Source organism: Flaviaestuariibacter terrae (assembly GCF_054777635.1).
Genome location: NZ_BAAHAL010000021.1, coordinates 1 through 12565, shown reverse-complemented (window position 1 = coordinate 12565; position 12565 = coordinate 1). Strand labels below are relative to the sequence as shown.

Genomic DNA, 12565 nt, shown 5'->3' with positions numbered 1-12565 from the left:
GTTGCGGCAGCTTAGTGTGCGAGCAGGCGCAGCCACTCGCTGCGGCTCAGGGAAGGCACAAAGGCGCTGTCGCTCTTCACGAGCTCGCCGCTGAGGGCCCGCTTCGTATCCTGCAGCGCGAGGATCTTTTCCTCGATCGTATCGGGACAGATCAGGCGGATGGCCATCACGTGCTTGTCCTGCCCGATACGGTAGGCCCGGTCGATTGCCTGGTTTTCGACAGCGGGATTCCACCAGGGATCGACGAGGAATACATAATCGGCCTCGGTGAGATTGAGCCCCGTGCCGCCGGCCTTGAGGCTGATAAGGAAAACGCGCGCGTCCGGTTCTTCCTGGAAGCGACGAACGGCTGCACCGCGATCGCGGGTGCTCCCGGTGAGCCAGGCATGCCCGATGCCGCGCCTGTCGAGCTCCGCGCGGATCAGTTCGAGCATCGAAACGAATTGCGAGAACACAAGCACCTTATGACCCGGCACGAGGCTTTCGAGCTGCTCAAGCAACACGTCGATCTTCGACGAGGCATCCGCGCCGACGCGCTCGGCGCCGAGAAGCAGCGGCGAATTACAGATCTGCCGCAGGCGCGTCAGCCCGCGGAGCACATGCAGCGTATTCCGCTCCACGTCCTCATCAGCGTTTCCTTCGAGGAAAGCGCGGAACTCGGCTTCGCAGGCATCGTAGGCTGCGCGCTGCTCCTCGCCCATCGGGCAATGCAGCACGATCTCTGTTTTCTCGGGCAGCTCTGTGGCCACTTCCGACTTGCTGCGCCGCAGCACAAAGGGCGCGACGCGCTGCTGCAATTCAGCGGCCCGCCTGCTGCTTTTGAACTGGTCGATTGGTACCGAGAAAAGCGCGCGGAACGAGCGCGGGCTGCCCAGCAAACCCGGGCAGGCAAAAGACAGTTGCGCGTACAGGTCCAGCGTGCCGTTTTCCACCGGCGTACCGGTGAGCGTAAAGCGGTTGCGGGCTTTGAGTCGATTCACCGCATCATAGCGAAGCGATGAAGGATTCTTGATCTGTTGCGCTTCGTCGAGTACGAGGAGATTGAATTCCTGCTGCCCGATCCAATGCAGGTCCGAAAGCAGCGTACCGTAGGTTGTAAGCACCACGTCGTGCTCCGCAAGGGCCTTCAAGCCCTGTACGCGCTGCGAACCATACAGCGTGAGCACGCGCAGCGAGGGAGCGAAGCGCGCAAGCTCGGCCTGCCAGTTGAAGACGAGCGAGGTGGGGACCAGCACGAGATCGGGCGCGCTGCGGCCGGCTTCGCGTTGCGCCAGCAGCAGGCCGATGGCCTGGACGGTCTTGCCAAGACCCATATCGTCGGCGAGGCAACCACCGAAGTTCTGCTCGTCGAGAAAACGAAGCCAGTCGAGACCGCGCTGCTGGTAGGGACGCAGCTGCGCGTTGAGGCCGCGCGGGAGGCCGTATTCGGGGATCTCGCCCGAGCGGAGCAGCGTCGATTCATAGAAGCCCACTTCCTGCTTAACCTCCTCTTCCCAGCTTTCTTCGGCAAAGAGCTGCCTGAGTGTTTTGAAAGCGGTTTTGGGCACGCGGAGCTCTTCGCCTTCGGCATCTGCGGCGGCAAACCAGGATTCGAATTGCTGCAGCCATTCGGCGGGCAGCACACCGAGTGAGCCGTCGTCGAGCGACACGTATTTGCTCCGGTTGCGGACGGCCCGCTGCAGCTGCGCCAGCGACGCCTTCTGCTTGCCGTAGCGCACGCCGATGATGGCGTTGAACCAGTTGATGCCACTGCGGACGCGCACCTGCACATCGGGCTTATGCGGGCTCCACCTGTTTCCTTTCAATTCGGAAAAGCCAAGGACACCGATGCCTTCTTCGCGCCATTGCGCAAAAGCTTCGAGAAACCATTGCTCGTCGAGGAAGCGGCGGCGGTGTAAGTAGAAATACGGGAGGTCGCCGGCGAGCTGCTCCCCAAAGAGCGGGTGCTGGCGGAGGAGCAGGGCGATAAAATCGGCCTCGGCCCGCTCGTCGCGCTGGAGCTGGAAGAGCGCGCCGCTCTTGTCGCCGGCGTAGAGCGGCCGCCGCGAGCGCACGGGCACCTCGGTATCGCCGTATTGCATAACGGGGTTGATCAGCACGTAGGGCCCGAGCTCGGACAGGTAGATGAGGCGCTCGGGTGGCGTGTACAGGCCCATTGCCTCCGCATCCTGCCGGGGCAAAGCCTGCGCGTAGCTGTAGACAACGGTGAGCTGCTCCTCGAGCTGCGAGAGGATGGACTTCCGGAAGGCCGCGAAGTCGTCGGGGCGCAGGCGCATTCCCGAAGGATACTGCAGGAAAAAGCGCAGTGCCTTGTGCAGGTGTGCATTGGCCGGCAGGTAAAACGTATCGCCGTTGGCGACGAAATACCCGTACTGCAGCTGCAGCTTCCGGATGTCGGCGGGAGCGGCATCGAGCGTCAGCTGCGGCTGGATATCGTAGAAGCCTTCCGACTGGCTTACGAGAAGCACGAGATCGTGGAGGGCGCCACCGCGGGTAAGGGGCTGAACAGATCCGGCAACAACGCTTTCGGAAAACTCGGTATTGTGGCGGCAAAAGAGAAAGCCCGGCGCGTTCTGCCATACCACCTGCAGGGCCTCGAAGCCGGCCCCATCGGCGGCTGCCGTGGGGTTGTTCTGGAAGCGGCTGACGGCAGCGTAGAAGCGCAGCTCGTCGGGGTCCTCGCACTGGAGCACGGCCTGGAGCGGATCGATCGGTGTCAGCGGATTTTTAAGCTTGCCTTCCTTTGTTGTCGGCGCGTGGTAAAGCTGGATCTCAAGCTTTTTGTGATAGCGGTATTGCTTCAGCAGGAGCAGCCTGCAGCCGCCGGCCGAAGCGGCACCGGGCATGCGTGCCTCCGGGCGGTGCAGGAGTTGTTCTTCGAGGTCTTTCAGCGGCAGCATCGGGGCGGCAAGCTACGCCATTTCCCCGTCTCCCGGCCGCTGGCCCCGCTACCGGACCAGGTCCACAAAGCCGCTGAGGCGCTGGCCGGTATCGGCCACCTGCAGCACGTAGTAGTAGGTGCCGGTCGGGAGCGGCTGCCCGTTGCGGCTGCCGTCCCAGGCCGGTGCGCTGTTGACGCTTTGGTATACGGGCTGCCCGTACCGATTGAATACATCGACCGTATAACTACGGTACGCGCCGAGCGCCTCGATCTCCCAGCGGTCGTTGCGGCCATCGCCGTTCGGGGTAAACACATTGGGCACGTCGATGCGGCGGAAGACGCGCACCCGCACCGTATCGGCGCTTTCGCCACAACCGAGGAGTGAGGTGGCAGTCAGGATATAGGCCGTGTCGACCTGCGGACGAATTACGGGTTGCAGCTGTGCCGGGTTGGAAAGGTAGTAGGCGGGTGTCCAGGCTGCCGTCCATTGGTTGCCGAGAACAGAGCCAAGGAGACGTGCCGAGTCGCCGAGGAAGAGGATCCGGTCGGGGCCGGCAGCGACCTGCGCACGGTGCCACACATTGACCTGCACGAAGGCCGTGTCGGCACAGTTGCCGTTCGATACGATCACGCGATACCCCATCGTATCGGGCGGATTGGCGAAAGGATTGGCGGCAAGGCGGTCGCTCAGGTAATCGGCCGGCTGCCACTCGAAGGAGCTTCCACCCGAGGCACTGAACTGCGTACCCGTGCCCTGGCAGAAGGCCAGCGTGTCGTCGGCCACTGTTGCCTGCGGCATGGGGAAGACGGTCACGGTGGTGGTTTCGGTCCAGCTGCAATTGTAGGAGTCGGTGGCGTTTAGCGTGTAGGTGCCTGCCTTCGAGGCATCGAGCGGCCCCAGTGCCACTGCGCTGCCGCTGGCAGCAAAGGCGCCGGGGCCCGTCCAGGTATAGGTGCTGGCGCCGGCCGCCTGCAGCGCAATGCTGCTGCCCGCGCAGGCAGGGCCGGTATTGCTGGCCGCCAGCGCCGCCGGGCGACCGATCACGAATACGGTAAGTGGCGGCGACGCTACGGTGCACGTTGCGGTGCCCCAGTTGGCGGCCTCGGCAACGGCCAGCCGGAAGCGATAGCTTCCCGGCGCCGTCGTGGCCGCAAAGACGGCGACGTAGGATTGGGTGCCGGCGCCGGCGATATCGGCCCAGGGACCGCCATCGACACTCCGTTGCCACTGGAAGCGTGGATTGTTGTAGCCCGACGACAAGGCCACGTTGAGTCGCAGCGTGCCGCCCTGCCCGAAGCAAAGGTTTTGCGTGGTGGCCGACGTACCGGCAAAGCCGGGTGTCAGAACCGGGCCGCAGGCGCGGAAGGTGATATCATCGAGCACGAGGTCGTTGCCGCAGCCGCCGGGCGCATTGTTACTGATGCGAAGAACGACGCTGCCCACGGTCGGCGGCGTGAGGAAGCTGAGGCCATACTGCCGCCACTCGGGGGCAGCGCTTGGATTGATGGTGCCGGTGTTGTAGCTCTGGAGGAGCGTGCCGTCGGGCGCCTCGATGCGGAAGGTGAGGTTCGGTTGCACGGCACCGGTACCACAGGAGGAGTTGCGAAGCACATTGAGCACCCAGGCGGAAAACTCGTAGGTGGTGCCGGAACAAAGACCGCGGATCGTATCCTTATAAAAAACGCCCGGGCTCGTGCTGGCGTTGATCAGCATGAAGTAGCCGCCGGCGTCGCCGGTATGGTCGGAAGACAGGTTGTGCCAGGAGTTGGCGAAGCAGTTGCCGGTGCTGTTTCGGATAGCGTAGAAGCCGTCGCCGGGGCAGTCGCTGCTGACGTACTGGTACCCGCCAACCACATCGCTGCTGAGCGCGGGGCCCGGGTTGGCTCCGGCGCCGAAGGTGATATGAACAATGGGATCGCCGAGTGAGCCCGTGCAAATCTGCGCGGAAGCTGGCAATGATGCTGCACAAAACAAAACGAGGATCCAGAGCAAGGACCGGTGGGCCATGGCATTCGGTGGTTTTAAGGCAGCAAGCAGCAGTGCCGTGAAGATACGGCTTCGCTGCTGATTCCAGCACGGAGATGCCGGTGCTCCCGTAAAGCCGCGCTCAATGCAACCGAAGCCACTCCTCTCCTTCCTGGGCACCCTACCTTTTAACCGCTACTTCTCGAATACCACGGCGTCGGGGGCGGCGTGCAGATCAGCCAGGATCTCCTTGAGGGCTTTGACCATCGGCGGCGGGCCGCAGACGTAAAAGTGGCGGCTAAAATCCGTCACATGCGCCTCGAGGAAAGCCCGGTCGATAAAGCCTTTGCCGTAGCGCGTAGCGGGGTCGTTGGTGATCACGTGCACGGCACGGTCGCCGAGCATCGCGTTGAACTCTTCTTCGAGAATGATATCGGCGTCGGTCTTGTTGGAAAAGAAGAGCGTATTCCCTTCGAGCTGTCCATCAGCCTGCAACTGCCGGAGAATGGCGATAAAGGGCGTGACACCCGCGCCGCCCGCAATGAAATAACCGGGGCCTTTGTATTCGATCGCGCCCCATACATCGCGGACAATGAGCTCGTCGCCGGGCTGGAGCCGGTCCAGTTCGGCGGTGACGCCGGGATGATCGCGGTAGCTTTTGATGGTAAACTCCAGGTACGGGGCACTACGCAAGGCCGTGAAGGAAAAGGGCCGCTTTTCGTCGCGCCATCCGTCCCTGTTGATCGATACCTCTGTGGCCTGCCCGGGATGAAAGTCATAGCCGGCGGGCTTGGTGCAGCGATAGCGCTTCACGTCGTGTGTTACCCGCTCGATGCTTTCAATCCGGACTATGTGTTCTGTTGATTCCATACGGTTGCCTTATTTGATCGTCGGTGTTACACAGGACAGGAACTCCTTCCGCACGGCATCGACCTCGAAGCGCCCGGAGTACCGGCTGCTGATGGTGCTGCTGTTCACATCGCCCACGCCTCTTGCGGCCACGCAGAGATGTGCGGCATCGATAAGCACAGCCACATCGGGCGTGTGCAGGGCTTCCTTCAGCGCATCGGCGATCTGCACGGTCAGTCGTTCCTGCACCTGCGGACGCCGCGCGTAGTACTGCACGATGCGGTTGATCTTCGAAAGCCCGATCACGCGGCCGGCCGGGAAATAAGCCACATGAACCTTGCCGATTATCGGCACGAAGTGGTGCTCGCAGGTGGAATAGAGCGTGATGTTCTTCTCCAGCAACATGCCGTCGTAGCCGTAGCTGTTATCGAAGAGTGTCATCTTCGGCCTATTGGCCGGGTTGAGCCCGCTGAAGGTTTCGCGGAGATACATTTTCGCCACGCGCTGCGGCGTTCCGCGCAGGCTGTCGTCGTTGAGGTCGAGGCCGAGCAGGAGCATGATCTGCCGGAAGTGCTCGCTGATGAGGCGCATGCGTTCCGCCTCATTGATCTCCTGCTTCCCGCCATCGGCGCGGACGCTCTGCAACGGGGCGCTGAGAAGATCCGTATCATCATTTGTTTTCATGGTACCCATTTGTTGAAAGGAATGTTTGATTACAACATTCCAGAGCAGCCGGGCTTCGGAAAAGTTACAAGGCCCCGGCAAAAGTTTCTGCCGGGGCCCTTACATTTTTTTAAAACAGCTCAAGCTCCTCAGGGGCCTGCAATCCGTGCAAACACGCGGGCCACGATGCCATCGCAGTACGACAGGTGAAAGGAATAGATCTCGGCACGGCTGTATACGTCCTCGATCTCCTTCTGAAGCAGGGCCCTGGAACGGTTGAGACGAACTTTTACATTGCTTGTGCTGATGCCGAGCACTTCGGCGGTTTCCGCAACCGACAGGCCCTCCACCTCGCGCAGTATAAATACGGTACGGTAGATCGCAGGCACGCGTTGCAGGCTCTGCTCGATGATGCCGGATAATTCCTTGTTCACAAGACCCGCTTCTGGCGCCGCCGCGACCGTGCCTGTGGATGTCAGCGCCTCGGGAAATTCGCCCGGGAAGGACTCCCGCTTGTGGGCGCCGTATTTCAATTTATACAAGCACTTGTTGCTCATGATCCGCGACAGCCAGGTTTTGTAGGAAGCACGCCCCTCGAATTGCGCAAGATTTTCGAAGGCCGACACGTGGGCCTCCTGCATGAGGTCTTCCGCGTCGTGGTGGCCGAAGCCGTAGCCGCGGGCAATGCGGTAGAGCACAGGATTATAGCGGCGGATGAGTATCTCGAACAGGGCCACGTCGCCGGCCAGCACCCGCTGGCGGATGGCATCATCGGTAAGGGCGGCGATCTCGGTGAGGATATCGTTCATGCGGTTTCGATTGGAGGTTGACGGCGCCAGGAGCAAGTTCCGAATTTCCGGACACATAACATCCCGGCAATACGACAGAGCAGGCGGGCGCGGAAAAGGTTACAAGCGCAACAGTTTTCCGGATTGCCGCAGGCCAGGAGAATACCGGAATTTCCCGTGCCGATTGGTGTGGGAATGCCCCTACTTAGCGGCGAGAGCCCGGCTGCCTTGCCGTGATGAACCTCTTGCCTGCGCTCATTTCCAGCAAGCCCTTCGTTGCAGGAGCCTTGCAAGCAAGGGATTGCGCTGCAGGGTTTCAAAGGCCGCGCTCCTACTGACCAGAATGGCTTTTTTTTTGTTAATGTTTTACTAACCTCCCTCTCATCTTCCCTATTCAACTACGCGAAACAACAGGCAGCTCCGCCCGGGGAGCTCTATTGTAGTTCAGTCAACCCAGGACGCAGCGATTGAATCAACCTTAAAACACCGCGACCGACATGTCTTCCGACAAAAGACCCGCTCTATGGGCTTTCTTCTGCGCAGGGCTTTCCAGGAGCCTCGTCGGTGTGCGCAAGCCTTTTTCCTATGTAATCGTCTGTCTTCTTTTTTCGATGCCGGCACTCGGGCAATGCCCGCTCATCAGCAGTGCGCCGCAGGCGCAATCGGGCTGCAGCGGCGGCTCGGCCACCTTTTCGGCCGGCCTTGCTGCCGGCAGCGGCACCGTAACCTACCAGTGGCAATACAGCCCGTCGGGGGGCAGCTTTACGGATGTTCCGGGCGAATCGGGCAGCAGCAGCTCCTCTCCTATTACGATGACCCTCTCGCCGCTGGGCAGCAGCCCGGCGATGGATGGCTATGAATACCGGCTGATCGTTACCGATGGCAATGGCTGCTCCGATACTTCATCGGCGGCCTCTCTCAACGTCAACCCGTTGCCGACCATCAGCGTGCCGACGCCGGCAGACATATGCAGTGGCGGCAGCGCGACGCTGACCGCAAGCGGCGCCAGCAGCTATACCTGGAGCCCGTCGGGCAGCCTCTCGGGGAGCAGTGGTTCGAGTGTCAGCGCATCGCCCGGCTCAACAACCACGTATACCGTAACAGGCACCGATGGCAACGGATGCAGCAACAGTAAGACGGTAACGGTGACGGTCAATCCACTTCCCAACGTCTCCGTGAGCCCGGGCAGCGCAACGATCTGCACCGGTGATACCAAAACGCTGAACGCGAGCGGCGCGGCATCGTACACCTGGAGCCCTTCTTCGGGCCTGTCGGCAAGCACCGGGGCGACGGTCACAGCCAGCCCGGGCAGCACAACCACTTACACCGTAACCGGAACAAGCGCCGATGGCTGCAGCAATACCGACCAGGTCACGATTACCGTGGCCTCGGACCCGAACGTGAGCATCTCGCCCTCCTCGCCCGATATCTGCAGCGGCGGCAGTACGACATTAACCGCCAGCGGCGCCAGCAGTTATTCGTGGTCCCCTTCCTCGGGCCTTTCGGGCACAAGCGGCAGCTCGGTAACCGCCTCTCCCCCGGCCACCCGTACTTATACGGTTACGGGAACCAACGCGGCCGGCTGTACGGCAACGGCCACAGTAACGGTTACGGTCAACCCGCTGCCGACAATTTCGGTAGCGACCCCGCCGGACATCTGCAGCGGGAGCAATGCGACGCTCAGCGCGAGTGGCGCAAGCAGCTACAGCTGGAGTCCTTCCACGGGCCTTTCGGGAACAACAGGATCTTCGGTCACCGCCAGCCCGGGGAGCACGACGACCTATACGGTTACCGGTACGGATGGCAACGGCTGCAGCAACAGCGCAACGGTAACGGTGACGGTCAACCAGTTGCCCAATGTCTCCGTAACCCCTGCCAGCACGGCGATCTGCGCCGGGGGGAGCACAAACCTCACTGCGAGTGGCGCCGCAACGTACAGCTGGAGCCCGTCGGGCAGTTTATCAGGGAGCAGTGGTGCCAGCGTAACGGCAAGTCCTTCGTCCAGCACAACGTACACGGTCACCGGCACGAGCGCCAACGGCTGCAGCAATACCGCCCAGGTGACGGTCACGGTCAACGCAAACCCGACGGTGACGGCCAGCGCGGCGGTGCCGGCGATATGCAGCGGCAGCAGCACGACCCTTTCGGCAGGCGGCGCGAGCACGTATACATGGAGCCCGACGGGCAGCTTATCGGCCGGCAGCGGATCGCCCGTTACCGCGAACCCAACGACAACAACGACCTATACGGTTACGGGCACGAATGGCGCCGGCTGCACGGGAACGGCCAGTGTTACGCTCACCGTGAATCCCCGGCCCACGGTGACGGTGTCGCCGGCAGCCACCATTTGCAACGGCAGTACTACGACGCTGAGTGCCGGCGGTGCGAGCACCTACAGCTGGAGTCCCGCTACGGGTCTGTCGGGAACGAGCGGCGCTTCGGTTACCGCGTCGCCGACGACTACGACCACCTATACGGTTACCGGCACGGACGGCAATGGCTGCACCAAAACGGCAACTGTAACGGTAACAGTAAACGCGAAGCCCACGGTAACGGTCTCGCCCGCATCGCCCGCGGCCTGCAACGGGCAGGCGACCACGCTGACCGCATCGGGCGCATCGACCTACAGCTGGAGCCCGGCCACCGGTCTTTCGGCCACAACGGGCGCTTCCGTGTCGGCAAATCCATCATCGGCAACTACCTACACAGTGACCGGCACCAATGCAGCCGGTTGCGTCGGAGCCGCTACGGTGAATGTCGGAGTCGGCAGCAGCATTACCATCACGAGAGACCTGCCTTCGGATACGGTGGGTTGCCAGAACAGCCCGATCAGCCTGGTTACCAGCGCCACCGGCACACCGACCCCCACCGTGCAATGGCAGGTCTCTTCGGACGGCGTTACGTGGTCGAATATCAATGGTGCTACCAACCCCATTTATTCGTTCAATGCCTCACCCAGCCAAGATGGTAAAAGGTACCGGGCGGTATACACAAATATTTGCGGGCAGGTGGTTTCAAACGCCGTAATCCTGCACGTTGGCGCCCCGATCAACATCGGCAGCAACCCGGTTTCGCAGGTCGGTTGCAGCGATGCGGGGTCGGGGCCGACCGTCACGTTCACCTCGTCGGGCAACGGCGGCAACGCCACCGTGACCATGTCCTGGCAATACAGCGCCAACGGCATCGACTGGGTGGATATTCCCAATACATCGACCACCTCCGTCATCGGAAACTACTCTACCAGCTATTCACCGCCGGCAGGATCTCCGGCTGGCTTTTACCGGGCGAAATATACCAACGGCGGCTGCGTAGAGAGTTTTTCCGGCTCCGCCCAGTATACCATTCAGCCCACTCCTGCAGCGCCCGCCACTGCGCCGGTATCGTATTGCCAGGGCGCCACGGCGGTTCCGCTCACGGCCACGGCGAGCGGCGGTAATACCTTGCTCTGGTATACCACTCCAACGGGCGGCACTGGCTCTACCACGGCCCCGACACCTTCAACGGCTACAGTCGGCACCACTACGTATTATGTGAGCCAGAAGACGAACAGCGGCAGTTGCCAGAGTCCACGCAGCTCGCTGACCGTAACGGTGTACGCCAACCCTAGCGCGCCGGCCGTGACAACGCCGGTGACGTACTGCCAGGGCGCCACGACAAGCCCGCTGACAGCAACAGCCAGCGCCGGCAACAGCCTGCTGTGGTATACCACGCCTACGGGCGGCACCGGCTCGGCAACAGCGCCAACGCCATCTTCGGCAACGGTGGGAAGCAGCACCTATTACGTTGCGCAGGTAACTCCCTCGGGCAATTGCATCGGGCCGCGGGCGGCGATCACGGTAACGATCAGCGCGGTTCCTGTCGTCAACCAGCCCCCGAGCCAAACGCTTTGCGCCGGCGCAAGCACTTCGGCGGTGACCTTCAGCGGAACACCCGCCAGCGGGGTAACTTATGGCTGGACCAATAACAATACGGCTATCGGCCTGGGTGCCAGCGGCTCGGGCAACATTGCGTCGTTTGTTGCGACGAATACGGGTACAACGCCTATCTCGGCAACGATCACAGTAACACCTACGGTGACCACGAACGGAGTTACCTGCACGGGAACGCCAAAGACGTTTACCATTACTGTGAACCCGAAGACCGTGATCACGACGCCGCCGGCCAACGTTTCGGTGTGCGCCGGTGGTACGGCCACATTTACCGTTGCGGCAACGGGAACGGGTCCGCTTAGCTACCAATGGTTCGACTTCGGTCCGTCGGGAAGCAGCAGTACGGCGGTCGGCAGCGGCAGCAGCACGCTCACGCTGACCAATGTAACGGTGGCGATGAACGGGAACCGGTACCGGGTGACGGTGACGGGGCCCTGCGGCACGGCAACCTATGATTTCGCGGTGCTGACGGTGCTGGCCAACCCGGTGCTGACGGTGAATGCGCCGGCGGTCTGCGCCAACGCGCTCCCGGCGACGATCTCGGCAACCGCGACACCGGCGGGAACCTATACCTATGCCTGGACGGTGCCTTCGGGTGCAGGGGCCCCGGGTAGCGTTGCGAGCTTTACGACATCGGTTGCAGGGCTTTATTCGGTAACCGCCACGAACAGCAATGGCTGCGCCGGCACGGCGTCGGCCACGCTGCAGGTAAATCCGAATCCAACGGTTGCTGTGACTGCGCCGCTTGCGATCTGTGCCGGCAAGAGCACGACGCTGACGGCTTCGGGGGCAACCACGTATTCGTGGAGCCCGGCCACCGGGCTATCGGCAACGACGGGCGCTACAGTCACTGCGAGCCCGGCGACCACAACGACGTATACGGTAACCGGTACGACCAGCGGTTGTTCGGGAACGGCGACGACAACCGTGACGGTAACACCGAATGTAACGTCGACGCAGAGCATTTCGGTCTGCTCGGGGCAGCTTCCGTACAGCTGGAACGGGCAGAGCCTGGGTGCCGCGGGAAGCTACCAGGCCGTGCTCACTTCGGCGCAGGGTTGCGACAGCACGGTTACGCTGACGTTTACGGTAAAGCAGGGCGTGCATACCGACACCACGGCTACGGCTTGTACTACCTTCAGCTGGCATGGACAGAGCTATACTACCAGTGGCAACTACAATTTCTTCTCCACCGGTGTCAACGGCTGTCCCGATACGGTGACCCTGCACCTCACCATCAACCAGGGTGTGCATACTGATACCACGGCTACAGCCTGCTCTGTGTTTGTATGGCATGGAGCTACGTACACAACCTCGGGCAACTACAACTTCTTCTCCACCGGTGTCAATGGCTGCCCCGATACGGTCACCCTGCACCTCACCATCAACCAGGGCGTGCATACCGATACCACAGCTACCGCTTGTACCACGTTCAGCTGGCATGGATCCACTTATACTACAAGTGGCAACTACAACTTCTTCTCCACCG

The 12565-nt window shown here is 61.9% G+C and carries 6 protein-coding genes; 1 reads left to right on the top strand and 5 read right to left on the bottom strand.

From position 1 onward, the window contains the following. Positions 1-11: 11 nt before the first annotated feature. From ACYU7Z_RS16485 to ACYU7Z_RS16465, 5 genes are all read right to left on the bottom strand, one after another. The gene (locus tag ACYU7Z_RS16485; RefSeq protein WP_460572455.1) at positions 12-2900 is read right to left on the bottom strand and encodes a DEAD/DEAH box helicase; all 2889 of its coding nucleotides are present in this window, start codon (positions 2898-2900) and stop codon (positions 12-14) included. A gap of 48 nt (positions 2901-2948) precedes the next feature. Next, entirely contained in the window at positions 2949-4889 is a 1941-nt protein-coding gene (locus ACYU7Z_RS16480; RefSeq protein WP_460572454.1) for a T9SS type B sorting domain-containing protein, read from the bottom strand. 153 nt (positions 4890-5042) lie between these two features. Continuing rightward, complete coding sequence (locus ACYU7Z_RS16475) at positions 5043-5717, bottom strand: ferredoxin reductase domain-containing protein (protein WP_460572453.1); 675 nt, start codon at positions 5715-5717, stop codon at positions 5043-5045. Positions 5718-5726: 9 nt separating this feature from the next. Continuing rightward, on the bottom strand, positions 5727-6380 hold the full coding sequence (gene folE / locus ACYU7Z_RS16470; protein WP_460572451.1) for a GTP cyclohydrolase I FolE: 654 nt from the start codon (positions 6378-6380) through the stop codon (positions 5727-5729). Between the two features lie 128 nt (positions 6381-6508). Beyond that, positions 6509-7168: a sigma-70 family RNA polymerase sigma factor gene (locus tag ACYU7Z_RS16465; RefSeq protein ID WP_460572450.1), complete on the bottom strand. Its 660-nt coding sequence runs from the start codon at positions 7166-7168 to the stop codon at positions 6509-6511. Positions 7169-7644: 476 nt separating this feature from the next. Between ACYU7Z_RS16465 and ACYU7Z_RS16460 the strand changes: the two genes are divergently transcribed. Then, a partial coding sequence (locus ACYU7Z_RS16460; RefSeq protein WP_460572449.1) for a beta strand repeat-containing protein occupies positions 7645-12565 on the top strand: 4921 nt, incomplete at its 3' end.

Coding starts and splice junctions, on each gene's coding strand:
- ACYU7Z_RS16465 (WP_460572450.1), bottom strand. CDS start 7,168: ATGAACGATATCCTCACCGAGATCGCCGCCCTTACCGATGATGCCATC.
- ACYU7Z_RS16485 (WP_460572455.1), bottom strand. CDS start 2,900: ATGCTGCCGCTGAAAGACCTCGAAGAACAACTCCTGCACCGCCCGGAG.
- ACYU7Z_RS16480 (WP_460572454.1), bottom strand. CDS start 4,889: ATGGCCCACCGGTCCTTGCTCTGGATCCTCGTTTTGTTTTGTGCAGCA.
- ACYU7Z_RS16475 (WP_460572453.1), bottom strand. CDS start 5,717: ATGGAATCAACAGAACACATAGTCCGGATTGAAAGCATCGAGCGGGTA.
- folE (WP_460572451.1), bottom strand. CDS start 6,380: ATGAAAACAAATGATGATACGGATCTTCTCAGCGCCCCGTTGCAGAGC.